Genomic DNA, 25,816 nt, shown 5'->3' with positions numbered 1-25,816 from the left:
AGGAATTTCCTTTTAATACGTCGAAGATAGAAAGATGTAGAAAAATTGGAATTTTGGGGTGCGAATATGGAATCTTTACAGAAGCTGAAGAAGAACATTCAGAAAGTATTTGTTGGTAATGAAACAGCTATTGAGCTGCTTATTGAATCGGTCTTATGTAACGGGCATGTCTTGCTTGAAGATGTCCCAGGAACAGGCAAGACGCTGCTAGCCAAATCGTTGGCTAAGAGCATGGGCGGACAATTCACTAGAATCCAATGCACGCCCGATGTTTTGCCAAGTGATATTACCGGCATAGAGTATTTTAATCCTAAGTCGAATGATTTTGAAAAAAGATTAGGACCAGTTTACACAAATATTTTGCTTGCTGATGAAATCAACCGTGCATTGCCGCGGACACAATCGAGTTTATTAGAGGCAATGGAGGAGCGCCAAATAACACTCGATCGTGAAACGATTAAACTGCCCTCTCCATTTATTGTAATTGCTACTCAAAACCCGTTGGAATCACAGGGAACCTTCCCACTGCCAGATGCTCAACTTGACCGTTTTTTTATGAGTATTCCACTCGGCTACCCTTCAATGGACGAAGAACGAATCATCATTCGACGGTTTCGTGAACATCAACCTCTTGATGCACTTTCAGTGTGTATCACACAGGAAGAATTACTCGTTTTACAAGTTGAAACAAAGCGAATACTTGTGAGTGAACCTGTAGAGGATTACATTCTGCAGTTAACAGCTGCCACACGTTCAAGTAAGTATTGCGAGACTGGACTTAGCCCTCGTGCTTCACTAGCTTTGTTGAAGGCTTCACAAGCAAAAGCTTTATACATGGGTCGTAGCTATTGTATACCGGAGGATGTTCAGTTCGTCTTTCCAGCGGTAGCCTCCCATCGAATCACGTTAACTATGGAAGGGGCACTGACATCTGGCCGCAGAGAGATTGCAGAACAAATTCTTCAAGAAGTCGATGTGCCGGTAGAGATCTCTCGATGAAGCGGAACCCCCATATCGATAAGGCATTTTTCTTAAGTGATAAAGTGATTATGAGCACAATCATTATCTTCGTTTGGGAACTGATTTTTTTAAAACACCCAGTCGTGATGACTTGTATTCTTATCTATTATACATACGCAATTATGGTTCATTATTATACAATTCGTATAACAAAAGCCATGCAAGTATTAAATGAAAATCGACGGTATCGGGTTTTTCCAGGGAATGAAGTTGTAATCGGGATCGGCGTTCGAAATAATGCAAAACTGTCGATTCCAAGCGGGAAATTATCATTTGAATTAAATGAAACAATTGAGACAGAAGGTGTATTAATAGAATCTGGAGACGGCGTTCTTTCAGACCGGCGGGTATATCCGTTCTTCATTCCGGCAAAAGACTCTATTGAATGGCGGCTTTCAATCAGACCTCAAAAGCGCGGACTTTATACAATGGAAAATGTAGAATTGATTATCTATGACTGGTTTAGGACGAGTACAATCTACTTTCCTGTACTGCCGACGCTGCAAACGGAGATTCTCGTGTATCCGTTGATTAAACCTATTCGCAATATTCAACGTTTAGAAAGGCTAATGCCTGGCAGCCAGCAAAGCAGGTTGTCGTATCTAGAGGATGCATCTGCTGTTTCTGGGGTTAAGCAGTATGAAAATGAAAGTTTTAGGCATATTCATTGGAAGGCTTCTTTAAGGATGCAGCAACTGGTGGCAAAAAAATATCAGCCTGTCACACATAACGGGGTAACTATTTGTTTGAATTTGTCTGTTTCTGGTCGTCGTTTTCACTCGAGGTTTGAAGACTTAATCTCTTATACAGCCTTTCTGTGTCAATACATGACTACTAAAAACCTGCCATTTGAATTATTTATCAATATGTTTAAAGGGGGAAGGCCTCTTGCCCTTAATTTACGTGAAGGCAATGAGCACCTGGCTGCATCGTTAACGGCGCTCGCTCAACTGTCTACCTCCGGGGTGCCCTTTTCAGAGATTGCTTTTCTTACGTATATTAATGAATCACAAGCACCATCCGTTGTAACTATATTGGTCGGCGGTACCGGCATAAGAGGCAATTTACAGGGTGAAGTAGTCTTTGTCAATGAACATGGTCAGTTATCAGGAGGGGGAACCGATGCTGCTCTTTCTATATAATTTTCTTATTCTATTGGTCATTGGTTTATCCGCTGATATACATTCGGTATGGTTTAGTCTGTTTATACTTCTACTATGTGGTGTTCAGTGGTTAACAATGAAACAAACAGTCAGGTTGAAAATTAGTTTTTTAGGCAGTGTGTTTTTCTTCATTTTCTTTTTAGTTAATACAGGATTTACGTATTCCATTTTATTCACTTTATCTTTTTATATTCTTTTTTTGAGTGGTAAAAACAACAAACAGAAAGCGCTCTTCTGTGGATTAATTGTACTCGTTTGTCTCAGCCAGTCGGGTTTAGCGATCAATCGGGTCATGCTGGGTCTCTTCATGATGATTGCCGCCTTATTGATTTTACTAGAAAGCCATACAGTTAAATTAGCAAGAAGTCGACTAACCATCTGTATCGCAGCCATAACTGGAGGAATGTTTATATACATGCTGCTCCCAACCTTCCTAGCCATCTGTAAGTATCTATTATTTGTTGTATTTACAGGATCAGCTTTTGTAACTGGTCCTGTACTGAATAATGGAGTAGATCTATTGCTTGGTCTCCAAACAAAGGAAGAGATGAAAGAAGAACCTTCTGAAGACATGATGGGCATGTTTTTGAATGAAGAGGCAGGGACATCTGACCCTATGATAGGCGGCTACCTTTTATTTGGAGGAATGTTACTAGGATTTGTCATCTTGCTCAGCCGTCGTCTAAAGAGAAGGGGACTAGGAATGACCGTAAATGTCCTTCCTAAAATGAAAACCAAGCTGGTACCTTTACCAGAAGAAAGGGTGAGTAAACCTCCTCACCACTTGATTCGTAAAAAAATTTATGGATGGGAAATGAAACTAGCAGCACCATTTGCTCGACGAAAAGCGGAAGGATTTTCACACTGGTTATCAAGGCTGCCTCATGATAGTGTGAGTGCAAAAGAGAGAATAATCTCGATCTATCAAGATGTCCGTTATGGTAATAGGCAGGTTTCAAAGCGTGAAATAAAAGAGTTTGAACGAGAGTTTGCAGAAATGGCGGCCTATGTAAATAAAAAACGAATAGAGAAATAAAAAGGCAGGAGAGGTTTGCTGATTTTTCTGGCTAAAATAGGGTAAAGGAATACTACTACTAGTATACAGGGAGGCAGAACTATGTTTAAAAAAATGACAGTTCATACGACCAAAAGAGATGAGGTAATTGACCTTACTCCAGAAATTATTTCATTTACTAATGAATCGGCTGTAGAAGAAGGAATGGTAGTCATCTATTGTCCGCATACCACTGCAGGGATTACCATAAATGAAAATGCTGACCCGGATGTAGCAGCAGATGTAATGAGAAGGTTAGATGAATTATATCCTTGGAATCATACGCTGGATCAGCATGAAGAGGGAAATACAGCAGCCCATCTCAAAGCAAGTACAGTCGGCTCCTCACAACAAGTAATTCTTCACAAAGGCAGATTGCTTTTAGGGAGATGGCAAGGGATTCAATTCTATGAATTTGACGGACCTCGTGAGCGCCAAGTATTTATTAAAATCGTAAGGTCCTGATGAATTATTTCAACAATGAGCAGGAATGCAGGTATTATTGTTGAATAATAAAAGATAGAATAACAAATTGGGGGAATTTGCGTTTGAGTAATTTACGGATCGATGGAAAGAAAATTAGTATACGAAATGTTCAACCACAAGATATTTCAGAACTATGGAACCTGCGCTATGGGGAAGAAAATCCAGAATGGAAAAAGTGGGATGCTCCATATTACGAATTTAATCGTCCGGATTTTGAGATGTATTATGACCAAGAGCTAAACGAACTAATGATGGATGAAGCGATGGGGATTTATTCCCAAATGGTTATTCTTGTTGGTGAAGAAGTCATTGGTACGGTGATTTTTTATTGGGAAAATGAGGCGACAAGATGGCTGGAGATGGGGATTACCATTTATAAGCCTAACTATTGGCAGGGCGGATTTGGTACAGAAGCACTCTCTTTATATACAGACTATTTATTTTCTCAACTCAGTGAAATTGCGCGTGTGGGGATAACTACCTGGTCAGGGAATGAACGAATGATTGCAGTAGGAAAAAAAATAGGGATGCAGATAGAGGGGCGGCTGCGTAAATGCCGCTACTATAACGGTCAATATTATGATTCCATTCGCATGGGAATCCTACGTGAAGAATGGGAAGCACGTAAAGTACAGAGTTAAGTTTTTCCGTGCATTCCATGTGAATAAATTCCTCTGTTTCCTTGGTAAAAATTTAGCGCTGAAATTGTTTGTCGAGTTTGTTATCCTTGTTAAATGCTTAACAAGGAGGAGACAAGATGAGAACATTTACTTCATTCGTTTTTGCTGTTACTCTTGGAATCTTACTACTCGGCTTTACATTTCCAATGAATAGTGAAACTCTAGCAAACAAAAATACAAAAAAACATACTGTAAAACAAGGTGAAAGCATCTGGGACATAGCTAAAATGTATGGTGTGCCTATACAAGTTCTTAAAGATGTAAATGAAAATGAAAATAATGTTGCGAACCCAGGTGATACGTTTACCATTCCTTCTGTGATCAGTGAGCCGCATAAGGAACTGCTGGGCAGGCTTGTTCATGCAGAGGCGAAGGGTGAGCCATATAATGGCAAGGTAGCAGTTGCGGCCGTAGTATTGAACCGGGTTGAAGATGAAGCGTTCCCTGATTCAATTAAAGATGTTATTTATCAAAAAGGACAATTTTCACCGGTCGACGATGGCGCGATTAATCACCCCGCCGGTGAAGATGCGCAGCGTGCAGTGAATGAAGCCATCGCGATTCAGGATTATGCGTATCACGAACTCTATTTTTATAATCCAAGTATCTCAGACAGTAAGTGGATGAGAACGCTGAAGGTTGTAAGAGTAATTGGCGGTCATCATTTTGCGATTTAGCTTCAAAAAGAATCATCAGCAGGGATCCCCTGACTGATGATTTTTTTTGAATAATTTATGACTGGATGATTTCATCCCATAGTTCTTTTGGGTTTAGTTCGTAAATGGCATTTTCCCGGTGCATGATACGGGAAACGATAAACTCACGACGGATGGTAGCGTAATCTGGATGGAACTGAGTTATGTACTCATTGATTTCTTTTTCAGTATATTTTCTACCCATTTTAAGACCGGCAGCTATATGATAGAGAACAATCATTTTTTTCTTACGTTGTGCTGGTATCGTTTTTAACATGCCATCAGAGAAGAAATTGTCTATAATTTTTCTGTGTTCAAGCTGAAGCGAATTTTCCATAGTCATCGGTTTATCCTTTCCAATAATTAATTGTGGCAATGATTGCGAATATTGGTGTAGAACGGATTCATTCAGGTGAAAATAAATCGTGTTTTTATCCCTCCGATCTGTGACAAGATTTATTTCCTTTAGTTTAGCTAAATGATGTGAAATCGTTGGAGGACTGAGACTTAGAATACCAGCGAGTGCCTGCCCATTTTTAGGACCAGCGGCAAGGAGACTTAATATACGGATTCTGGTCGCATCGCCGACAGTTTTGTGAAAAGCAATGAGTTTGTTTAATTGCATGACTGTACCTCCTTTTATGCTTATCTAATTAGATTGTAATCTAATTAGAAAGAATGTTCAATCTATTTTCCGATTCTTTTCTTTAATGCTGTGGTGAAAAAGAGTATACTTTAAGTTCAATAATAACTAATCCGGAACGTGCTTCGTTCAGTGGGAACAGGGGTTGAGATATGTGGCAAATACACATGTTTATTCAAATAAAGAAGAATTAGTCAATGCAATTACACATGGAATTGGTGTGCTGTTAAGTTTAGTTGCGTTAGTATTCCTAGTTCTGCAATCCTCGAAATATGGGACATCTGGGGATATAGCAGCAGCTGTTATTTATGGGATATCCATGTTGGGCTTATATATATCTTCAACGTTGGTTCATAGTTTTCCTCAAGGGAAAGCTAAGGATATTTTTGAGATATTCGATCATTCAGCCATTTATTTCTTTATTGCAGGTACATATACACCAATCATGTACAGTTTAAATGGTAAGCTTGGCTGGACACTACTGGCGGTTGTTTGGATCGTAGCGTTAGCAGGTACATTGTTCAAAACATTTTTTGTTAAACGATTTCTCTATCTTTCAACGGTTCTCTATATTGCGATGGGATGGATGATCGTGATTGCATGGAAGCCATTAACAGAAATTTTACCGGCAGCAGGGATGCAGCTTCTGATTGCAGGAGGACTATTATATACGGTTGGGGCCATTTTTTATGTATGGAGAGGATTTCCCTTTCATCATGCGATTTGGCATGTGTTTGTTCTTTCAGGATCGATCTTACACTTCTTTACGATTTTCTTTTATATCATCCCTCTCAACCTATAAAACACACCGGTAGACGAATTCTGTCGGTTTTTTTGCACGATTTTTGATAAATTGGTTTATTCGGTAGAGTTTGGGAAATAATAATAGTAAATAGAATTTGACTTTAGGAGGCATCATAGATGAAAAAATCATTAAAAGTTTTAGCTGTACCAGCAGCTGCTATGTTTTTGTTAACGGGTTGTAACGATAAGGACGAAGTGAAAGAACCTAATGTGACAGACAATACGGATCAAACCGAAAATAACACAAACCAAACCGAAAATAATACAGGTAATGAAGAATCAGCAGAAACATCTACGATTTCCTTTCAAGATTTCGATCTTGATGTAGAATATCTTGTGGATGAGAAAAATAAGAAATATAAGGAATATAATGCGGAGTATGATACAGAAAATAATAAAACAGAAGCATCGATTAAAGATGAACTCAAGGATACCCACTTGCATGGCGATGAAGCAATGGATGAATTAATGCCGAAACTAGAAAAACTTACTTTCGATAAAGACACGTCTGAGGAAGAAGTGTTTAGTGAAGTCACTAAGGTATTTAACTTAGATGAAGATTATGATAAGCTGGAAATTGATGTAACCTTTACGGATGGAACAGAAAGAGAATATATGAAGAAAAAATAACGAAAAATCCAGCTCCTATTTTTAATAGGAGCTGGATTTTTTTGAGTTCACCGGGAGAAGTCTAGCAGACTTAAGGCGGTGATAAATGGTAATGCCAAGATATCCCGCTAAAAAGGCTTTTAACAGTCCTACCAAGATGAAAGGGGCTGAACCTGAGTAGAATGCAGCAGTCCATGTGAGTGATAGAGTTACTTTTAACCAGAGGGTACCTAATACAAGTGTAAGGATCATCCCAATTATGTTCGCTAGTATGCCATAGAAAATCGTGAAATTGGTTTTTTCTAAAAGAAAACCGGTTAAAAAGGCAACAGGCAGATAACTTAGCAGGTACCCGCCTGTTGGTCCAACGATAATCCCGATGCCTCCGCTCATTCCAGCAAATACGGGCAGGCCGACAGCACCTAAGACTAAATATAACCCAACGGCTAAGGTTCCTTTTCTTGAACCTAAGATGGTGGCGGCTAGGCCAATGGCTAACGTTTGACCCGTAATAGGGACAATAGGCAGAGGGATGGTCACTTGAGCCAATATACAAATAATAGCGGTGAAAATAGAAATAATCATCATCGTCTTTAATTTCTCATGAGTAGATTGATGGTTCACTTTCTCATCTCCTTTTCTATATGTAAACTAATTATGAAAATAGGTTTACATATAGATTAAGATGTAAACCTATTTTTGTCAATCAGGTATTGATCAAATTATTATTATTTTAGAAAACCTATATTGCGTTTTCTTTTTCTCATAACGGGGAATATAAGAAGAACGATATAAGTGAAAAAGAAAATCAGTGAGAGAAGGTACATAGGAATGGATGGAATTTTTTATGCACTGCTGCCAGCCATAACGTGGGGGAGCCTTGTATTAGTCAGTGAAAAGTTAGGCGGAAATGCACACGCTCAAACTCTAGGAATTACAGTCGGAGCCTTCTTATTTTCAATTGTGATGTTTTTTGTAAAACAGCCTGAGATGGATGGGTTAATCTGGGTTATTGGAATTATATCTGGGATGGGTTGGGCATTAGGTCAACTGAATCAATTTAATAGTGTGAAACATTTAGGCGTATCTAAGACAGTCCCTATTTCAACTGGATTGCAGCTCTTAGGAACAACCTTCTTTGGAGTAGTTATATTTAAGGAATGGAGTACGCAAACAACAATCATTTTAGGAATCATTGCCCTTCTTTTAATTATTTCAGGTGTCGTTTTAACCGGTATGGGCGGTAAGAGTGATGAGAAGAAAGGCAATATGAAAAAGGGAATTACCTTTCTTGCTATATCCACCGCCGGTTATGTGTTGTATGTAGTGATTATCAGATGGTTTGATATAAATGGCTGGGCAGCGATCCTGCCGCAGGCAATAGGTATGGTGGCCGCATCGCTCATTCTTTCCATGAAACATAAACCATTTAATAAATACGCTGTCCGTAATATCCTTGCTGGGATTATGTGGGCAATCGGGAATATCGGGTTATTGCTCGCAAACCCTAAGGTTGGGGTTGCCGTCGGTTTTTCATTATCACAGATGGGTATTGTCATATCGACACTTGGAGGAATTTTTCTCTTAGGCGAAAAAAAATCCAAGAAGCAGTTGGTCTTGGTCATCAGCGGATGTGCGCTGATTATTGCCGGGGGAGTCGTTCTTGGTATTACTAAAAAATAATGAGTAGGAGAGATAAAGGATGTATGAAGATTTAAATGGAAAAGTCGTGGTTATTACAGGTGCGGGTACTGGATTAGGAAAAGCAATGGCTGAAAGATTTGGAAAAGAAAAAGCAAAAGTAGTCCTCAATTATCATTCAGATAAACATGATTATGAAGAAACCATTCAAACTATTGAAGCAGCAGGCGGTCAAGCGGCTGCACTAAAAGGAGATGTCACAAAGGAAGAAGATATTAAGAGGTTGCTTGATTTTGCTGTAGAAAAATTTGGAAGTATTGATATTATGATTAATAACGCTGGAATGGAAAACGAAGTTCCATCTGAAAAGCTAACGCTTGAAGATTGGAATAAAGTGATCGATGTTAATTTAACAGGCGTTTTCCTTGGCAGCCGAGATGCCATTGATTATATGCTAGAGCATGATATAAAAGGAAGTATTATTAATATGTCTTCGGTACATGACAGAATTCCTTGGCCGCATTTTGCCCATTATGCAGCAAGTAAGGGCGGTGTGAAGATGCTCACTGAAACGCTGGCGCTCGAATATGCACCAAAAGGAATCCGTGTAAATAATATCTCACCTGGTGCAATTGATACACCAATCAATGCTGAAAAATTTAATGATCCTAAAGCTAAGCAAGAAGTCATCGACCTCATTCCAATGGGTTATATCGGAAGACCAGAGGAAATTGCGGCATGTGCGGTATGGTTAGCTTCAACAGAATCAAGTTATGTAACAGGAATGACCTTATATGCCGATGGCGGGATGACCAAATATCCTGGTTTCCAAGCTGGTAAAGGTTGATCATGCAAAGTGGCCGTCGAGAAACCCTCGACGGCTTTTTTTGTGTGAATATACGCTACGCTTAACCCGACATGTAAACGTCCTCTTATCAAGTATTCAGTATGTTTAAAAGAACAAAATTTATATACCCATTAGGGTAATTTTCACTTCGAAATAGGAGCCAGACGGGAATACAGCACCTCGAGACGGGAATACCTATTGCTCAGACGGGAATATGCTTGACCTAGACGGGAATACAGTGTTACCAGACGGGATTATTGGCAAACGAAGCAAAAAAATAGAGGAAATCCCCCCCTGAGTCAGCGTGTTTTCTAAAAAAGGGTATTGGGGAAGTCCAATCAAGAGGGAAGCTTTACAAACTGGAGGAAGAACAAAAGACAGCGACCCATTTTCAAAAAAAGCCAAAATTACATACCGTATAGGGTATTTCTTGCTCCAAAATAGAGCCCAGACGGGAATACAGCACCTCCTGACGGGAATATCTATTGTTCAGACGGGAATAAGCTTGGTCTAGACGGGAATACAGCGCAGCCAGACGGGATTTTTGGCAAGCGAAGCATAAAAACAGAGGAATACCCCCCATGAGTGAGCGTGTTTTCTAAAAACGGGTATTTAGAGAAGTCCAATCAAGAGGGAAGCTTTACAAGCTGGAGGAAGAACAAAAGACAGCGACCCATTTTCAAAAAAGCCAAAATCACATACCATATAGGGTATTTCTTGCTCCAAAGTAGAGCCCAGACGGGAATACAGCACCTCTTGACGGGAATACCTATTGTTCAGACGGGAATAAGCTTGGTCTAGACGGGAATACAGTGTTGCCAGACGGGAATATTGGCTAGCGAAGCATAAAACCAGAGGAAATACCCCCCATGAGTGAGCATGTCATTAAAAACCGTATAACAAGTTAGATTATTTTGAAAATTAATTGGTAAATTATGAAACCTATTGATTTTTCATTCGTAAATACTAGTATCCAGAAATGAAAGGGGAGGCTGTAATGAGAAAGAAGAATGGGATGTTCAATCATCAGCTGTTTATTCAACAAATTAGCAGTGTAAAGGGTGATCATCAATGGAACTGTTTGGCTTACCATTAGAAACGGTTTATTTGTATACCTTACTAATCTCTGGGGGATTAACTCTATTTCTAATTTTATTTAATGATGTTTTTGCTGGAATAGATGGTCCTGATTTTTTAAATCCTGTATTGATTGTAGCTTTTATGGCCGTTTTTAGTGCTTCAGGATTTATATTTGAAAAGGTATCTAGTTTGCAGGAGCTTTTGGCAGCCGGATTATCAGCACTTATTAGTTTATTAATTGTTAGTTTACTAAATATTTTTGTATTGATTCCCTTAGCTTCAGCAGAAGAATCACTTTCCTTTCATGAGTCGGCACTGAAAGGAAGGGTTGGCAGGGTACTTACTTCTGTTCCAGAAGATGGATTTGGTGAAGTGCTTATTGAAGGAAACAGCGGTTCAATTGCTAAACCTGCTGCTAGTTTCGAAAATGAGGGAATCCCTGCTTTAACAAGGGTGCTCATTGTGGATGTTAAAAATGGCATCTTATATGTTACACCTTATTTACAAATAGAAGATATTAACTAGGGGGCTTTTATATGTTTGATTTAATCTATGTGGTCGTTGGAGTGGTCGTCATTCTGCTTGCTTTAATCGGAGTGTTTGTGACGAAGTATCGTACGGCAGGTCCTGATGAGGCCTTAATTATTTCTGGAAGTTATCTTGGCAGTAAAAGTGTTCATGTTGATGAGTCAGGGAACAAAGTGAAAATAGTTCGTGGCGGCGGAGCGTTCGTGTTGCCTGTATTCCAACAGGCGGCACCACTTAGTTTATTATCTAGTAAACTAGAAGTTTCCACTCCAGAAGTTTACACGGAGCAAGGTGTTCCAGTTATGGCAGACGGTGTAGCGATTATTAAAGTTGGCAGTACGATTAGTGAAATCGCTACTGCAGCCGAGCAGTTCCTTGGAAAGCTGAAGGAAGAACGGGAATTGGAAGCTCGTGAGGTACTTGAAGGACATTTACGGTCTATTCTCGGTTCAATGACAGTCGAAGAAATATATAAAAATCGCGAGAAATTTTCACAGGAAGTACAGCGCGTAGCCTCACAAGATCTCGCTAAAATGGGACTTATTATTGTATCATTTACGATTAAAGATCTTCGTGATAAGAATGGCTATCTCGATTCTCTTGGTAAACCTAGAATTGCTCAAGTTAAACGTGATGCTGATATCGCTACTGCAGAAGCAGATAAAGAAACGAGAATTAAACGTGCGGAAGCATCGAAGGATGCACAGCGTGCCGAGCTTGAACGCGGTACTGAAATTGCAGAAGCTGAGAAAATTAATAAATTAAAGATTGCAGAATTTCGTCGTGAACAGGATATCGCTAAGGCTCGTGCTGACCAAGCGTACGATCTTGAGACAGCCCGCTCAAAACAAGAAGTAACAGAACAGGAAATGCAAATCAAAATTATTGAGCGGCAAAAGCAAATTGAACTTGAAGAAAAAGAAATCCTTCGTCGGGAAAAACAATATGATTCAGAGGTAAAGAAAAAAGCGGATGCCGATCGTTATGCAGTTGAACAAGCGGCTTCGGCTGAAAAAATGAAGCAAATAACCGAGGCGGATGCTAATAAATATCGGATTGAGGCATTAGCAAAAGCTGAATCAGAGCGAGTCCGTTTGGATGGTCAAGCAAAAGCAGATGCACAAAAAGCCCAAGGTACGACGGAAGCGGAAATCATTCAATTAAAAGGTATCGCAGAAGCTGAAGCGAAACAGAAAATCGCAGAAGCGTTTGAGCAATTCGGTCAAGCAGCTGTTATGGATATGATCTTGAAAATGCTTCCTGAATACGCCAAACAAGTGGCCGCACCTCTTGGGAATATCGATAAGATTTCGATTGTTGATACAGGGAATGGAAGCGGAGCGAATAAGCTGACTGGTTATGCAACAAACTTAATGTCAACACTGCAAGAATCGTTAAAAGAGTCTTCAGGAATTGATGTGAAAGAAATGCTTGAAAGCTTTGCTGGGAAACGAACCATGTACACGCAGCTGTCAAAAGAAGAACAACAACAGATTATTGATAAAGTACCGACAGCATCAGCACTTGAGAAAGAATAGGCATAAAAAGGGGAAAAGTCTGAGTCGAGACTTTTCCCCTTTTGTGCATTAATAGGTTATTTACTCAAGAAAATTTAAAAAGTTAGTGGTAATGCCTATGCAATGCAGCCCGTAAAAACATAGGTTGTAAGGAGGTATGAGAGAGAACGACTTTTGAGGAGGCGTATTATGTATCCAGGATATAGACAAATATATGTGAATCCAAGCGATATGCGGAGACCATGGGGGTACGGGAGACCGTACGGGTATGGTCGTCCACCTTATGGGTATGGCGGATATGGTGGAGGATTTGGTGGATTCGGACCTGGATTTGGTCCGGGGCTTGTCGGCGGACTTGCTGCAGGAACACTGCTTGCTCCAGCGTTGTATGGCGGATTTGGGTATCCATTCTTCTTTTAACTAAAAAAAACACATTAGAATTCTCAGATGAATTTTAATGTGTTTTTTTTGTAGTTATATATCAATGATTCATAGGAAAATTCAAATATTTAGGTCAGTTTTTTATTTATGATGGTATGATTTAAAAAAAGATTGAGGAGGGTGAATATCGTGTCGGAAACAAAGTTTGTTGAACTTCAAAAAGACCTTTTTGGCTTATTTGAACTAGGGAAATACGATGAAGTTCATTCACTAATTGAAAGAGCACAGGTGGAATTTCCCGAAAGGCTAGATAAAATAATTTTTTGGAGGGCTTGTGTTTATTCTGTTCAAGGAAACCAAGAAAACGCCATCGCAGCTCTTAAAGAGGGTTTGCAAAAAGGAATATGGTGGAATCCTTTGACATTGACTCGTGAACAAGATTTACATAGCCTCCAAGACATCGAAGAATTTAAAGTAATAGTTAATGAGTGCAAGGAAATGTTGGAAGACCACAAACCTATATCAACACCCGAACTGTTTACTTACGGAAATGATCAATCAAATTTAGGATTATTTTCTTTGCATTGGCGGGGGTCTAATGTGAAATATTTCGCTCCTTATTGGTTTGACACTAGTTTGTTAGACGATTTTCTTTTTGCATTTCCGCAATCATCGCAGGTCTTCGGATACAATGCTTATTGCTGGGACAATCAAATTATTGCAGTTGAAGAAATTAAGGAATCATTCAGGAATTTTAAAGAAACATTTAATACAAAACAGGATATTATTGCTGGTGCATCGCAAGGCGGAAAATTAGCAATTGAACTAAGTTTAAATGGAAATATTCTTGGAACAAAAGGATTTATAGCCGTTATTCCTGCAATTCAGGATGTGACTTCTTTAGAAAGTTTATTAGTGGAGAATGGAAATAAAATTAAGGGCTGCATTATCACGGGAGATAAGGACCCTTTTTACAATAAAACCGTTGAATTAGTAAAACTTTTTGAGGAAAATGAATTTCAATGCAAATTAATAGTCATAGAGGGATTGGATCATTTCTTCCCTGTTGATTTTACTGATTTATTAAAAGAAGCGGTTGAATTCATTCAATCATAATCCTCAAAAGTAACTAGTAAAAAAGAGCTTGAAATAACTCAAGCTCTTTCCTTGTGAATTCCCGCGAAAGTTTAACGATTATTGCTTCCCGTCAATCTCAGGCATTTTTTTCAATCAAAAAACCTTACTAATCCCCGCACTATTAATTTGAAGGGAAGCATCAAGATTTCCAACACAACGTCAACAAAAAATTCACCTAACGTTTCAAAAATCGTATTCTTATCAAGCTTTTTACGTTTCTTTTTTATTTTCACACCGATTTCTCCCACCTATTAGCATAATTAATTATGGCAAATGGTGGTTACTAAGTAAATGAAAAGTTAATGCCAATAAAAATCAGGATCATGTTTTAAATTGTTTTTATGGTACAAATTTTCGAATATCCGAAAATGGAAAGCAAATTCATCGAATATCAATGACTGTTCAGGTTCGAACCCATAGCATTCTAAGAATTTTTCTAATAGTGCTGGATTATCAATTTTTTCGAATAGTCCTGATACATATACTTGATAGTGAAAATTACGGTATAAAAAGTCATAACCGGCAGCTTCGAATACATTTTCAATTTCTCTAGATTCCACTTGATCACCCCTTACTCTTTCATTATTCCAGATCTAAGGAGAGTTAAACGTGCATTTTTACAAAGAGAAGAGGAGCCTCAAAAAAGAGACTCCTCTGTCTGTTACTTATTTGTACATTTCAGCTACTTGTTTTTGTATTTCAGTACTTTCTAGGTATTCATCATAAGTTACTTGTTTATCTATGATACCTTTAGGTGTAATTTCAATAATACGGTTAGCAATGGTTTGCATGAACTGGTGATCATGAGAAGTGAAGAGCATAGAGCCCTTAAATGAGATCAAGCCATTGTTCAATGCTGTAATGGATTCTAAATCTAAATGGTTGGTAGGATCGTCAAGCATAAGAACGTTAGCGCCGCCTAGCATAGCTTTGGAAAGCATACAACGGACCTTTTCTCCACCAGACAGAACGCTTGCTTTCTTTTGAACCTCTTCACCAGAAAATAGCATCCGGCCAAGGAAGCCCCGTAAGAAGTTTTCACTTTCATCATGAGGAGAGTATTGACGCAGCCAATCAACCAGTGTTAAGTCGCAGCCTTCAAAAAACTCAGCATTATCTTTCGGTAAATAAGCTTGAGTTGTCGTAATTCCCCATTTAAACGTTCCGCTGTCAGGTTCCATCTCACCAGCTAGAATTTTAAATAGAGCTGATAGTGCATTTTCATCTTTACCAATAAGTGCAATTTTGTCTCCTTTATTCATAATAAAGGAAATATCATCAAGCACTTTTTCACCATTAATGGTTTTTGAAATGCCATTGACTTGCAGCAAATCATTACCAACTTCACGGTCAGGAGTGAAGTTAACAAATGGATAACGACGAGAAGAAGCTTGGATATCATCTAAAGAGATTTTGTCCAGTGATTTCTTTCTTGACGTTGCTTGCTTAGACTTAGATGCATTAGCGCTGAAACGGGCAACAAATGCTTGAAGTTCTTTTATTTTTTCTTCTTTTTTCTTATTAGAATCTTGAGCTAACCGTTGTGCAAGCTGGCTTGATTCATACCAGAAATCATAGTTACCTACATAAACTTTAATTTTTGAGAAATCAAGATCGGCAATATGTGTACACACTTTATTCAGGAAGTGACGGTCATGGGAAACAACAATAACAGTGTTTTCAAAACCGATTAAGAATTCCTCAAGCCACTGAATCGCTTTTAAATCAAGATGGTTGGTAGGCTCATCGAGTAGAAGAACATCTGGTTTACCAAATAGGGCTTGAGCAAGTAATACTTTAACCTTGTCTCCACCTGTTAGTTCAGACATTTTTTTATCATGAAGTTCATCCGTTATACCAAGACCTTTTAAAAGAATCGCTGCTTCAGGCTCAGCTTCCCAGCCATTAAGTTCAGCAAATTCGCCTTCTAATTCAGCTGCCTTCATTCCATCTTCATCAGTGAAATCAGCTTTCATATAGATGGCATCTTTCTCTTGCATGACTTGGTACAAACGTTCATGGCCCATCATAACTACTTTCATAACTTCATGTTCTTCATATTCAAAGTGATTTTGCTTTAAAACGGCAAGGCGTTCGCCTGGGCCCATATGAACGTCGCCGCTCTGAGCTTCAATTTCACCTGATAATATTTTTAAGAAAGTTGATTTACCTGCTCCATTGGCTCCAATTAAACCATAGCAATTGCCAGGTGTGAACTTTATATTTACATCTTCAAATAGCTTGCGATCACCATATCGCAGGCCAACATTATTTACTGTAATCATTTATATACATTCCTCCAAAAAACAATATCTATAAAAGTATAACATGGAAGCGGCATAGATAAAAATATTTTCCGGATTTGAGTGAGGATTACCAGGCAATTTGGCTGTTTTGATTATGACGTTCAAGTTCCTTTTCTTGTAAGTCAATAAACAACTGAGCAAATTCAGGGTCCCATTGTGTGCCTTTTCCATCTCTTAAAATGGAAATGGCTTCTTGGGGACTCATGCTGTTCCGGTAAGTACGATCCGAAGTCATGGCATCATAGGCATCAGCCACTGCGATGATCCGTCCGAACAACGGGATGTCTTCTCCAGAAAGGCCTTCGGGGTACCCTTTGCCATCAAAGCGTTCATGGTGATACTTAATACCGGGTACGAGTGAAAGCAGTTCATTCGTCATATTATACTGTTCAAAGATTCCCGCACCAATAGCAGGATGTTGTTTTATTTGGTTAAACTCATGATCAGTCAGCTTTCCTGTTTTTAAGAGAATGGCATCTTTAATGCCTATTTTTCCGATATCGTGAACGAGTGCAGATTTTCGTAATTGATCGAGCTGTGCAGGAGCAAGTCCCGCTTGTTCTCCGATTAGTCCTGCATATTCTGCCACTCTGATTGAATGTCCAGCTGTATAAGGGTCTCGGGCATCCAAAGTAGCAGCAAGCATTCTGAAGATATTATTTAGCAGGTCCTCATTTTTTTGATCATGTTCTTTGATGGCGTCAACCATATGATTAAATCCCGAAAAAAGATGGGAAAACTCATCTGTATAAGGGTTTTCAATGGTTTCTAGTTTGCCATTCTTTACTGCAAGCATCCCGGTTTTTAATTCTTCAATCGGTTCTTGAAGATTGCTAGTTAACAGCAGGGCACCGCCAAGTGCAATAAGAAGTAAAATAATAACAAAAAAAACGGCGGTCCAGATGAAATCCTTTAAAAAGGAAAAATTAGCTTCATACGATTTGGCTAATAAAATGATTCCAGAGAGCATGACAGGAAAAATGGTTAAGAATATGAAACTGATAAGAATTTTGGTGCGCATTCTTAAAAAAACTCCGGTTTTAAGCGTATTGGTATGTGAATTTAATCGATTCGATGTAACCGTTATATGGTTAATGATTGGTTTTACGGCATTTAAAGAGAGAAAATACTCGATTAATGCATGCATGGATGTGATGAGAAGAGCTCCAAGTAAGGATAAAAGTAAAAAAGAATAGGGTATCTTAAGTAAGTTCATGTAGATACATAGAGCTGTAAGGCTAATTCCAGGTACAGAAATACCCAAGAAATGAGCACTAAACGATCGATAGACGGCTTTGATTGGATAAACTTGAGCAGTTGAATAAGCTCTGTTTACCAATTCAATTGAAGGAATATCCATGCTGAAGTATTCCCGAATCGGAGCCACTTGAATTTGATAAAGGTAAAATTCACAGATAATCATAATGACGGACGAGACACACATAATCCCAATCAGAATAAAAACTTCACTAGGGACAAGGTCTATGGTTTTAAAAATAAGCAGGCTTCCTAAAATAAATACAGCACAAAAGGAGCCGATAAAATAGTTTCTCAAAATTTGTTTTTGGAAAGAATGATATAGATCCAGATGAATCGCCTCCTAATCCCCCATATTATAGCAAAAAAATATAGTAAAAAGTACCCATGTCAAAAGTTATTATCAATAAATGGGAAAAAATATCTAAAAAACGAAACTTTCTTACTGTTGAAACGTTTAATATAGTATAAGAAAAAAATGGAATGGAGGGAGAGGTTTTTGGTTAAAAGATTGAGCTTTATCAGTTTCATTTTTTCTTTGCTCTTCCTTTGTTCCTGTAGTATAACAACAGCGAATCCTGAAAGAGAGAGACAAAGTCAAGAAGTGAAAATACTCGATGAAAATCTGGATTTAAAAGCAGAAATTGCAGATTTAGAGGAAGAAATTGATCGTCTTAAACGGAATTATGAAATAACGGAAAGCGCAGAAGAAGATGTGTACCTCTTCTTACAGGCAATGAGAGAAAGAAATATGGAAGAACTAAAACGCAGAGTAGCAGGAAATGCCCAGTTAGACGCATCAGGTATTATCTTTAATAATGGACAATCCTTAACATTTGAGCAGGACAATCATCATAAGGAGTTAGTCTTTGTCAGATTAAGTGAAGAAGAAGGAGATTTAGAGGCAGGTAGGCTTGTTTATGATGTGCTGCCGGAAAGGGACAACACGGAGCATCTACGATTGGAATTTGTTCGACAGCATGATACATGGAAGATATCAAACTTTAGTAAACAGCATTTATAGGTAAAAAAACTCGATTGAGTTTTTTTTTTTGAAAATTGCTAGAATTCATTGTGTAGCGGTCATTTTTTTGATAATATGTATATCCATTTCACCGCTGCGAAGTTTTATTCTCCAGTATTTATACATAAGAAAGGAGATCACGATGACGGAGCAGCAATCACCATTTAAAGAAGAAGAGCAGCGTTTAGAATTTACGAAGCGATATATGGAGGTAATTATTAAGACCTCTGAGAGCAGTAAGGATCAATTTAGAAAAAATATGCAAGAAGCTTTTGGAGATGCCGACTGGACAGAAGGCGGGCTTTATTCAGAGCTTCTAACAACGGCAAGTTTTTTTGAAATGTCACAAACAGAGCTTGAGAGCTTGAAGAAAGCTCAACGTAAACCATATTTTGCCCGCGTCGATTTTAATCGTGACGGTGATACGAATCTTGAATCACTCTATTTTGGCAAAACCTCGCTTTATCAGCGTGAGAGTCAGGAACAATTAATTGTTGACTGGCGTTCACCCATTGCAAACCTCTATTATGAGGGCCGCTTGGGGAACGTTGTCTATCAGGCTGAAGGGGAGAGTTTTGCAGGAGAGATTACGCTTAAGAGGCAGCTGATGATTGAAAATGGCAAGCTTGAAGAGGTTCGAGATATTGATTTAACCACTACTGATGAATTATTGCAGGAATCACTCTCGAAAAGCTCAAGCAATCGTTTAACAGAAATCGTTTCTACCATCCAAGAAGAGCAAAATAGAATTATTCGGGCGGACCTGAATAAACCGATTATTGTTCAAGGTGCTGCCGGCAGTGGGAAAACGACCATTGCTCTACATCGGATTTCCTATTTTATTTATACCTATAAAGAAATGTTTGACGCACGAGATTTAATGATATTGGCACCAAGTAATCTCTTTCTAGATTATATTTCGGAAGCGCTTCCCGAATTGGGTGTTGAACGGGCTAAACAATTTACCTTTACCGACTATGTTCAATATGCGATAGGACAGAAAGTAAAAGTATGTGAGGATAACAAACTGATCGATATTCTGGAAAAAGATGACCAAATTACGCAAGAAGCATTATGGATTTCCGGCTTAAAGGGATCGAATACGTTTTTGGTCATTTTAGATTCATTTGTGAAGGATATCTTCAGTCGATTTCACCCGAGTGAAGATTTCTACTGCGATAAGTATCGGTTATTCTCTGCTAAGAAATTTATAAAATTACTCGAAAATGATTATTGGTATTTACCTCTAAGTGCTCGTATAGACAAATTAAAAAATCTCTTGCAAAAACAAGTGAGTTCTAAGAAACAATACATGACAGATAGAGTGACAGATTTCTATGATCAAAAAATTGAGAAGGCTTTAAATAAGAGGCTTGATCCTGATACCCGGAAAGAATATGTAACCAAATTCCTTGATCGGAAAACAGAGAGGCAGGCAGAGATAAAGAAAGCGATTCGTCAAGCAGTACCTGGGTATTTTAAGCCATTCAAACTTAAAAATCTTTTAGAGTACTACGATGAACTCTTTCAGGATCCTGAAAAGCTGGCAGCATTTAGCGGAGAAAGGCTTACACTAGTGGAAGCTGAACGTATATGTTTCTATCAAAGTAAACTCAAAAGCAATAAAAGCTATGAAGTGGAGGATATGGGACCGATTTTGTATCTATATTCAAAGCTTTTTGGGGTAATGAAGGAAAGACGAGCTAAAAATATTATTATTGATGAAGCCCAGGACTATAGTTTTCTGTCCTTGTATGCGTTAAAAACAGCACTCGAAACAGATATGTTTACGCTTGTTGGTGATCTAGCTCAGGGGATTCATTCTTATCGGGGGTTAGAAACCTGGGATGAAGTGAGGCAAGGGATTTTTCCAAGAGCAACGTATGCCGAATTGAAAAAAAGCTATCGGACCACAGTCGAAATTATGAATGAAGCAAATAAGCTATTAAAAAAATTACCATACGACTTTCCACAGGTAGAACCGGTGGTCCGGCACGGAGAAAAACCCGGCTTTTATTCAACAGCAAGGATTGGTTGGCCAAAGGAATTAATGCAGCAAGTCAAAGAGCAGTATCAAAAAGGTTTCCGTACCTTTGCGATTATCACAAAGACGTTGGCTGATTGCGAAAAAGCGTATTCACTTCTTGGACCGCTTGATAAGCGGTTTTGTCTGCTTGGTGAGCATGCTTCAATTCCAAGGGACAGCATTGTGATCCTGCCTTCATATTTGGCAAAGGGGCTTGAATTTGATGTTGTGTATGCGTTATCCCTTGATGAGATATATGATTCGCAAAATGAATTAGACATTAAACTTTTGTATGTAGTCATGACACGACCGCTGCATCAACTATTTTTCTATGGCTCCAGTAAAGAAGATTTCTTACTTCACTAACTAAGTGACGTCCGTATGATGACCAATCATACGGTTTTTTTTATAACTGTGAACGTAAGTCCTTAATAGAATCCCAGCCATACCCGATTTCTATATACCTTTTTTTATCGATTTCTATGGTTGTTGTTTCAATTATACTGCCGCCGATTTGTTCGTAAAACAATCGGTAAGTATTATCCTCGAGTGCCCAAATAAGTAACTGCTCTAAACCCAGGTCATCCAGGTGGTCAAGAATGGCTTTAATTAATTGTTTCCCAATTCCTTTCCGTTGATAGGATTCCAACAGGTAAATGGCATACACTTCACCTGTTCGATAATATTTATGATGGTGTGTCTGCTCAGGACCTCCGCTTGCAAAACCGACGATTTCTCCGTGCTCATCTTCAGCTACAAATACGCATGAGTTAATGGTGTGAAAGTTTTTTTGCCAATTTTTCTTTCTAGTTTCTGTCGTTAACCCATTTAGGTAGTCATCTGATACAACGCCTTTATAGGTTGTCCGCCAACTGTTAACATGAACATAGGCAATTCCTTCAGCATCTTCATATACTGCTTGTCTAATCTGAACCATTTTGTCCTCCTTCTTTTTGTTTTCTTCGTATAGTTTACGAAAGTTTGTTACGTTTGGCGAGAAGATTTCTACGTAACAGGTTACTGGTATTTATGGGGGGATAATTGGATGTCTATTTGCTAAATATATGAATTGGATGTTTAAAAGGGGTCAACGTAGGTTATTTAATAAAAGAGCTAAGAAAAAAATAATGAAATACTTGAAAAAATGAAGGGAATGTCGTAATCATGACGAAACACATCATTGGTTTTTATTTTGCTGGAGGAAAAGAACTAACACATGAAGTGGAAGGGAACGAGGATACAACCCAACTGATTAGCAATATTCAAAAGCATCGCTTTTATAATATGGTGAAAAATGATGCCCATTATGTTGTGGATACTGAAAAAGCAGCTTATTTTTCTGTTACAGAAGTAAACGAATAACTAATGGTTGATAAAAAACCGTGCCGAGTGACTGGTACGGTTTTTATATTACTTACTAGTTCTTGATTGAGAATTATTTGTGCTTTATACTGATTTAAAAAGGGAGTGGGGTAGATGAAATGAATACAGCCACGATGATCTTTCTGTTATGTGCGATTGATGCCATCTTAACTACCGCAGGACTTTCTCTCCATTTGATTGAGGAAGGAAACCCGCTTATGCACTACCTAATTGAGTTAAATGTCGGCCTCTTTTTTGTGGTAAAGCTTGGTCTGCCGATGATTCTGCTGCTTGTCATTCACTTAGTGAATAAGAGCTGGATTTACCACTTAATGAACGTCACTGTTGTTCTATATGTCTTCATTAATATCTATCATTTGGCATGGTTTTTGCCTTATCTTCTATAACAAACGCTGCATGAAAAAATCATGCAGCGTTTGTTATTACTGAAGCTGTTGTTTAGCGAATTCAAAGAATTTCAGTAACTGCTCGTTTGTAAATCCCGCTTGTGCCGCTTTAGAACTCCCACCGCCTCTACCATTAAAAAGAGGCAGCTGCTCTTTAAAAAATTGACCGCAATCAAGTGAATTTGTTCCATTATGGGTAAGGTAGACTTTATTTTCAACTGTGGTTGCAAATAAAACGAGAACAGGCTCTTCTGCTAGTATTGAATGAGCTAGTACTTGTAATTCCTTCATGCTTTTATTATCAAAGACTTTGGACAACAGCCCATTTTCAGTTGATGAAAGCAATGTTGCTGCTTCATGGATTGCAGCCTCTCGTTTTAATTGTTCAATTTCTTTTGCTTGGTTTTTCACGTCATGGTCTAATTTCTCAACCCGATTAACCAGTTCTGAGCGATGAGTATTGAAGTGAGCAGTAAGGCGATTGAGGATCTTGCTGCTTTCTGTATAATCGGCTAAGGTACGCAATCCGCTAAGAAAATAAATACGTGTTTGAGATTTTTGTTTTTCTGTTTTTATGATTTTAAGCAGACCAATTTCCCCGGTTCGTTCAACGTGAGTTCCTCCGCAAGGATTATATTCAATGCCTTCCATTTCTACAATTCGAATATTCTCCGAAACCTTAGGCGGTTTAACAACGGGCAGCTCTTGCAGTTGTTGATTGGTTACAAAATAAGTCGTTATTTTACGGTTTTCATAGATGTATTGATTTGCTTTATTTTCAATCGCTAAGACCTGGCTGTCAGTCAAATCAGTAAGCGCAATATCGATGGTGACATAGTCTTGTCCAAGATGAAAACTAAGTGTCTGTGCGTCAAATAATTCCCGGCAAACAGCAGATAGAAGATGCTGGCCGCTATGCTGCTGCATATGATCGAAACGACGAGACCAGTCGAGTGTACATAATACTACTTCGGAAGACGGTGCGGATGCCAGTTTATGAACCACTTCATCATTCACAAGACTTAATTCAAGGACGTCCATCCCGTTTATCGTCCCATGATCAGAAGGTTGACCTCCTCCTTCAGGGTAAAAAGCCGTTTCTGCCAGGGTTATGTAAAAGTGTCCTTCCGTTTCTTTCACACTGGTTATGGTAGTTTCCCATTCGTGTGTACGAGGGGTAGAATAGTATAATTTTTTAGTCATGTCGATCGTCCTTTCTGCTATTTTTGAATTAGGTAAGTATAGCACGACTTACTTTTGTTAGAAAAGTAAGCAGGTAGAAAGCGACATTATGGTGAAAATTTTGGCGATCAATTTATTATTTGGTAAAAAACTATATATCCAACGTGAAATTTCCGTTAAGATATTCCTTGAACGGAAAAAATTGCGTTTCTGTTCGATATAGATAATTAATTTGTTTTGTTTAACTGTAACTGGCATTGATCCGGTTAATTAGGAGCGATACATGTGAAATTGGAAAAATACCAAAACCATTTATTTAAGAATATCAAACAACAACTAAGTCAATGGTTTGAAGAGGATAAAATAGATGAAATTACTAATGAAGAAGTTTATCGCTTTCTTCATTCAATAAAAGGAACGGCTGGTACCTTGCAGTTAGGAGGGCTCATGCAGCTTTCAGATCATTTACTTCTAGCTAGTAATGAGATGGAAATTGAAATCTGGAGAAAAAATGAACTGCGTAATTTCTTGTTTGATTTAATAGAACTAACCTACGCATATGAACATTTTAATGATGTTGAACTAAAAACCGATGTCCACCGTAAGACAGCAGCAGGGCTTGTTCAAATTATTGATGATGATGTTTCGATGCTGATCTTTCTAAAAGATATTCTTGAGGAAAACGGTTGGATGGTGATTACCAATACTGATCCTGAGAAAGCAACTCAACAATATTTTGACATGCAGCCGGATTGTTTAATTTTAGACGTTCAGCTTCCCTTTAAAACTGGGTTTCAAATACTAGACGACATCCAACAGCATAACGAAAAGTATTTTATTCCGAAGATTATGATCAGCATTCAAAATGATAAAGAATCCAGGTTGAAGGCCTATAAAATGGGTGCGGATGATTTTATCGGAAAACCAATTGACGTGGAAGAGTTCTTAGTCAAGATGGATCGACATCTCCAGAGAAAAAGACTGTTTGATCAATCGGTTTTAATAGATGAATTGACACAGGTTTACAATCGGAGGTTCTTTGAGGACAGTATTACCCGCTACTTCCAAGATTTCAAGAGGACCAAGCAGGGATTCACGATTGCTGTCCTCGATTTAGACCGATTTAAGTGCATTAATGATACTCATGGGCATCTAATGGGAGATCAGGTTCTGATGGAATTTGCCAGGTTCTTAAAACAGAGTATACGTAGTTCAGATATTGTTTTCCGTTATGGAGGAGAAGAGTTTGTTATTATTTTTCCTCGTGCAAGTAACGAGGATGTGGAAAAGCTGTTAAATCAAATGATTAAAAACTTTTCAACTGTACTTTTCACTAGTAAGGACCAGACATTTTCTGTAACGTTTTCGGCAGGTGTCTATACGGTCGAAGAAGAAGCTGTAACCCCAGAAACAGCATTTAAGAGAGCTGACCGCTCATTGTACCTGGCAAAACGTTCAGGGAGAGCAAGAGCGATGGGTGCCAAACCGTCGAATATGTTGTTTAAAAAGAAAGAGCTTAATATTTCAATTGTGGACGATGATGTCATCATCCGTACGATGTTAACGAATATCTTGGAATCCATGGATTTAGATCACCTCGATATGAAGGTAGCTGCTTATGAGAACGGAGGACTTTTTCTAGCATCAAATCAAGCGAAGGAAAATCATCCTCATTTTTTAATTCTCGATGGGATTATGCCTGATATGGATGGGTTAGAGGTTCTGAAGACCGTTAAACAAGCGAAGAATGCTGCCAGTTTTACCGTTCTTATGCTGACGGGTAGAAAAAGTGAAGAGGACATTGCACGAGCCCTCCAGCTTGGTGCAGACGATTATGTAACGAAGCCCTTCAGTGTTCAAGAACTTCAACGCCGTATTGAACGGCTGGTAAAACAAGTTAAATAAGAGATTTCTTCTTTATTGCAAAGATTTATTGTTCGTCTGCCGATATAAGATATAAGCACAGT

Annotated in this window: 27 protein-coding genes; 19 read left to right on the top strand and 8 right to left on the bottom strand. The window is 38.5% G+C overall.

The features are described 5' to 3' along the window. Positions 1-66 precede the first annotated feature (66 nt). The 6 genes from MHI18_RS03690 (at position 67) to MHI18_RS03665 (ending at position 5,080) form a co-directional block, all read left to right on the top strand. On the top strand, positions 67-999 hold the full coding sequence (locus MHI18_RS03690; protein ID WP_340846065.1) for an AAA family ATPase: 933 nt from the start codon (positions 67-69) through the stop codon (positions 997-999). Next, positions 996-2,162 (top strand): DUF58 domain-containing protein, encoded by a 1,167-nt coding sequence (locus MHI18_RS03685; RefSeq protein WP_340846064.1) that lies wholly within the window; start codon positions 996-998, stop codon positions 2,160-2,162. The genes MHI18_RS03690 and MHI18_RS03685 overlap by 4 nt, the downstream gene beginning before the upstream one ends. Beyond that, on the top strand, positions 2,143-3,219 hold the full coding sequence (locus MHI18_RS03680) for a hypothetical protein (RefSeq protein WP_340846063.1): 1,077 nt from the start codon (positions 2,143-2,145) through the stop codon (positions 3,217-3,219). Before MHI18_RS03685 ends, MHI18_RS03680 begins: the two co-directional genes overlap by 20 nt. Before the next feature lie 81 nt (positions 3,220-3,300). Then, a complete protein-coding gene (locus tag MHI18_RS03675; protein WP_340846062.1) occupies positions 3,301-3,702 on the top strand; it encodes a secondary thiamine-phosphate synthase enzyme YjbQ in 402 nt (133 codons plus the stop codon). Positions 3,703-3,779: 77 nt separating this feature from the next. Then, positions 3,780-4,364: a GNAT family N-acetyltransferase gene (locus MHI18_RS03670; protein ID WP_445669946.1), complete on the top strand. Its 585-nt coding sequence runs from the start codon at positions 3,780-3,782 to the stop codon at positions 4,362-4,364. Positions 4,365-4,480: 116 nt separating this feature from the next. Then, complete coding sequence (locus tag MHI18_RS03665) at positions 4,481-5,080, top strand: cell wall hydrolase (RefSeq protein WP_340846060.1); 600 nt, start codon at positions 4,481-4,483, stop codon at positions 5,078-5,080. A gap of 55 nt (positions 5,081-5,135) precedes the next feature. Here the strand turns inward: MHI18_RS03665 and MHI18_RS03660 are convergent, their stop codons facing one another. Continuing rightward, positions 5,136-5,723: a DUF2087 domain-containing protein gene (locus MHI18_RS03660; protein ID WP_340846059.1), complete on the bottom strand. Its 588-nt coding sequence runs from the start codon at positions 5,721-5,723 to the stop codon at positions 5,136-5,138. Positions 5,724-5,895: 172 nt separating this feature from the next. On the opposite strand from MHI18_RS03660, the gene trhA reads away from it, so the two are divergent. Next, positions 5,896-6,543, top strand: a complete 648-nt coding sequence (gene trhA / locus MHI18_RS03655; protein ID WP_340846058.1) for a PAQR family membrane homeostasis protein TrhA — start codon at positions 5,896-5,898, stop codon at positions 6,541-6,543. 119 nt (positions 6,544-6,662) lie between these two features. Further along, positions 6,663-7,175 (top strand): YusW family protein, encoded by a 513-nt coding sequence (locus tag MHI18_RS03650; RefSeq protein ID WP_340846057.1) that lies wholly within the window; start codon positions 6,663-6,665, stop codon positions 7,173-7,175. 21 nt (positions 7,176-7,196) lie between these two features. Here MHI18_RS03650 and MHI18_RS03645 read toward each other — a convergent pair whose 3' ends face one another. Continuing rightward, on the bottom strand, positions 7,197-7,778 hold the full coding sequence (locus MHI18_RS03645; RefSeq protein ID WP_340846056.1) for a biotin transporter BioY: 582 nt from the start codon (positions 7,776-7,778) through the stop codon (positions 7,197-7,199). A gap of 207 nt (positions 7,779-7,985) precedes the next feature. Here MHI18_RS03645 and MHI18_RS03640 point away from each other — a divergent pair, with 207 nt between their 5' ends. The 6 genes from MHI18_RS03640 (at position 7,986) to MHI18_RS03615 (ending at position 14,264) form a co-directional block, all read left to right on the top strand. Continuing rightward, positions 7,986-8,837: a GRP family sugar transporter gene (locus MHI18_RS03640; RefSeq protein ID WP_340846055.1), complete on the top strand. Its 852-nt coding sequence runs from the start codon at positions 7,986-7,988 to the stop codon at positions 8,835-8,837. Between the two features lie 19 nt (positions 8,838-8,856). After that, positions 8,857-9,642 (top strand): glucose-1-dehydrogenase, encoded by a 786-nt coding sequence (locus MHI18_RS03635; protein ID WP_340846054.1) that lies wholly within the window; start codon positions 8,857-8,859, stop codon positions 9,640-9,642. A gap of 1,071 nt (positions 9,643-10,713) precedes the next feature. Beyond that, on the top strand, positions 10,714-11,247 hold the full coding sequence (locus MHI18_RS03630) for an NfeD family protein (RefSeq protein WP_340846053.1): 534 nt from the start codon (positions 10,714-10,716) through the stop codon (positions 11,245-11,247). An 11-nt stretch (positions 11,248-11,258) separates the two neighbouring features. Continuing rightward, the gene (locus MHI18_RS03625; protein ID WP_340846052.1) at positions 11,259-12,788 is read left to right on the top strand and encodes a flotillin family protein; all 1,530 of its coding nucleotides are present in this window, start codon (positions 11,259-11,261) and stop codon (positions 12,786-12,788) included. 168 nt (positions 12,789-12,956) lie between these two features. After that, complete coding sequence (locus tag MHI18_RS03620) at positions 12,957-13,187, top strand: spore coat protein (RefSeq protein WP_340846051.1); 231 nt, start codon at positions 12,957-12,959, stop codon at positions 13,185-13,187. Between the two features lie 150 nt (positions 13,188-13,337). Further along, positions 13,338-14,264 (top strand): DUF3089 domain-containing protein, encoded by a 927-nt coding sequence (locus MHI18_RS03615; protein WP_340846050.1) that lies wholly within the window; start codon positions 13,338-13,340, stop codon positions 14,262-14,264. Between the two features lie 110 nt (positions 14,265-14,374). Here the strand turns inward: MHI18_RS03615 and MHI18_RS03610 are convergent, their stop codons facing one another. The 4 genes from MHI18_RS03610 to MHI18_RS03595 all read right to left on the bottom strand — a co-directional run bounded on the left by MHI18_RS03610 (position 14,375) and on the right by MHI18_RS03595 (position 17,951). Continuing rightward, positions 14,375-14,518, bottom strand: coding sequence for a hypothetical protein (locus MHI18_RS03610; protein WP_340846049.1), 144 nt, complete (start codon positions 14,516-14,518; stop codon positions 14,375-14,377). A 66-nt stretch (positions 14,519-14,584) separates the two neighbouring features. Continuing rightward, the gene (locus MHI18_RS03605; protein ID WP_340846048.1) at positions 14,585-14,845 is read right to left on the bottom strand and encodes a hypothetical protein; all 261 of its coding nucleotides are present in this window, start codon (positions 14,843-14,845) and stop codon (positions 14,585-14,587) included. A 105-nt stretch (positions 14,846-14,950) separates the two neighbouring features. Beyond that, the gene (locus MHI18_RS03600; protein WP_340846047.1) at positions 14,951-16,570 is read right to left on the bottom strand and encodes an ABC-F family ATP-binding cassette domain-containing protein; all 1,620 of its coding nucleotides are present in this window, start codon (positions 16,568-16,570) and stop codon (positions 14,951-14,953) included. An 88-nt stretch (positions 16,571-16,658) separates the two neighbouring features. Then, positions 16,659-17,951, bottom strand: coding sequence for an HD domain-containing phosphohydrolase (locus MHI18_RS03595; RefSeq protein ID WP_340846046.1), 1,293 nt, complete (start codon positions 17,949-17,951; stop codon positions 16,659-16,661). A 396-nt stretch (positions 17,952-18,347) separates the two neighbouring features. Here MHI18_RS03595 and MHI18_RS03590 point away from each other — a divergent pair, with 396 nt between their 5' ends. Beyond that, on the top strand, positions 18,348-18,872 hold the full coding sequence (locus MHI18_RS03590) for a hypothetical protein (RefSeq protein ID WP_340846045.1): 525 nt from the start codon (positions 18,348-18,350) through the stop codon (positions 18,870-18,872). A gap of 142 nt (positions 18,873-19,014) precedes the next feature. Next, the gene (locus tag MHI18_RS03585) at positions 19,015-21,264 is read left to right on the top strand and encodes a HelD family protein (protein ID WP_340846044.1); all 2,250 of its coding nucleotides are present in this window, start codon (positions 19,015-19,017) and stop codon (positions 21,262-21,264) included. Positions 21,265-21,304: 40 nt separating this feature from the next. On the opposite strand, the gene MHI18_RS03580 is transcribed toward MHI18_RS03585, so the two are convergent. Further along, positions 21,305-21,835, bottom strand: coding sequence for a GNAT family N-acetyltransferase (locus MHI18_RS03580; protein ID WP_340846043.1), 531 nt, complete (start codon positions 21,833-21,835; stop codon positions 21,305-21,307). 227 nt (positions 21,836-22,062) lie between these two features. Here MHI18_RS03580 and MHI18_RS03575 point away from each other — a divergent pair, with 227 nt between their 5' ends. Both MHI18_RS03575 and MHI18_RS03570 read left to right on the top strand, forming a co-directional pair. After that, the gene (locus MHI18_RS03575) at positions 22,063-22,260 is read left to right on the top strand and encodes a hypothetical protein (RefSeq protein WP_340846042.1); all 198 of its coding nucleotides are present in this window, start codon (positions 22,063-22,065) and stop codon (positions 22,258-22,260) included. 119 nt (positions 22,261-22,379) lie between these two features. After that, positions 22,380-22,667: a DUF5658 family protein gene (locus MHI18_RS03570; protein ID WP_340846041.1), complete on the top strand. Its 288-nt coding sequence runs from the start codon at positions 22,380-22,382 to the stop codon at positions 22,665-22,667. 36 nt (positions 22,668-22,703) lie between these two features. On the opposite strand, the gene MHI18_RS03565 is transcribed toward MHI18_RS03570, so the two are convergent. Then, positions 22,704-23,870, bottom strand: coding sequence for an alanyl-tRNA editing protein (locus MHI18_RS03565; protein ID WP_340846040.1), 1,167 nt, complete (start codon positions 23,868-23,870; stop codon positions 22,704-22,706). A gap of 264 nt (positions 23,871-24,134) precedes the next feature. On the opposite strand from MHI18_RS03565, the gene MHI18_RS03560 reads away from it, so the two are divergent. Then, a complete protein-coding gene (locus MHI18_RS03560; protein ID WP_340846039.1) occupies positions 24,135-25,754 on the top strand; it encodes a GGDEF domain-containing response regulator in 1,620 nt (539 codons plus the stop codon). The last annotated feature ends 62 nt before the right edge of the window (positions 25,755-25,816 follow it).

The sequence above is a fragment of the Peribacillus sp. FSL H8-0477 genome, from assembly GCF_038002765.1.
GTDB lineage: Bacteria > Bacillota > Bacilli > Bacillales > DSM-1321 > Peribacillus.
The sequence above is the reverse complement of the archived record's forward strand: the minus strand, read 5'-3'. Positions and strand labels throughout refer to the sequence as shown.

Coding starts and splice junctions, on each gene's coding strand:
- MHI18_RS03690 (WP_340846065.1), top strand. CDS start 67: ATGGAATCTTTACAGAAGCTGAAGAAGAACATTCAGAAAGTATTTGTT.
- MHI18_RS03685 (WP_340846064.1), top strand. CDS start 996: ATGAAGCGGAACCCCCATATCGATAAGGCATTTTTCTTAAGTGATAAA.
- MHI18_RS03680 (WP_340846063.1), top strand. CDS start 2,143: ATGCTGCTCTTTCTATATAATTTTCTTATTCTATTGGTCATTGGTTTA.
- MHI18_RS03675 (WP_340846062.1), top strand. CDS start 3,301: ATGTTTAAAAAAATGACAGTTCATACGACCAAAAGAGATGAGGTAATT.
- MHI18_RS03665 (WP_340846060.1), top strand. CDS start 4,481: ATGAGAACATTTACTTCATTCGTTTTTGCTGTTACTCTTGGAATCTTA.
- MHI18_RS03660 (WP_340846059.1), bottom strand. CDS start 5,723: ATGCAATTAAACAAACTCATTGCTTTTCACAAAACTGTCGGCGATGCG.
- MHI18_RS03650 (WP_340846057.1), top strand. CDS start 6,663: ATGAAAAAATCATTAAAAGTTTTAGCTGTACCAGCAGCTGCTATGTTT.
- MHI18_RS03640 (WP_340846055.1), top strand. CDS start 7,986: ATGGATGGAATTTTTTATGCACTGCTGCCAGCCATAACGTGGGGGAGC.
- MHI18_RS03635 (WP_340846054.1), top strand. CDS start 8,857: ATGTATGAAGATTTAAATGGAAAAGTCGTGGTTATTACAGGTGCGGGT.
- MHI18_RS03630 (WP_340846053.1), top strand. CDS start 10,714: ATGGAACTGTTTGGCTTACCATTAGAAACGGTTTATTTGTATACCTTA.
- MHI18_RS03625 (WP_340846052.1), top strand. CDS start 11,259: ATGTTTGATTTAATCTATGTGGTCGTTGGAGTGGTCGTCATTCTGCTT.
- MHI18_RS03620 (WP_340846051.1), top strand. CDS start 12,957: ATGTATCCAGGATATAGACAAATATATGTGAATCCAAGCGATATGCGG.
- MHI18_RS03600 (WP_340846047.1), bottom strand. CDS start 16,570: ATGATTACAGTAAATAATGTTGGCCTGCGATATGGTGATCGCAAGCTA.
- MHI18_RS03595 (WP_340846046.1), bottom strand. CDS start 17,951: ATGGATATTCCTTCAATTGAATTGGTAAACAGAGCTTATTCAACTGCT.
- MHI18_RS03585 (WP_340846044.1), top strand. CDS start 19,015: ATGACGGAGCAGCAATCACCATTTAAAGAAGAAGAGCAGCGTTTAGAA.
- MHI18_RS03580 (WP_340846043.1), bottom strand. CDS start 21,835: ATGGTTCAGATTAGACAAGCAGTATATGAAGATGCTGAAGGAATTGCC.
- MHI18_RS03575 (WP_340846042.1), top strand. CDS start 22,063: ATGACGAAACACATCATTGGTTTTTATTTTGCTGGAGGAAAAGAACTA.
- MHI18_RS03570 (WP_340846041.1), top strand. CDS start 22,380: ATGAATACAGCCACGATGATCTTTCTGTTATGTGCGATTGATGCCATC.
- MHI18_RS03565 (WP_340846040.1), bottom strand. CDS start 23,870: ATGACTAAAAAATTATACTATTCTACCCCTCGTACACACGAATGGGAA.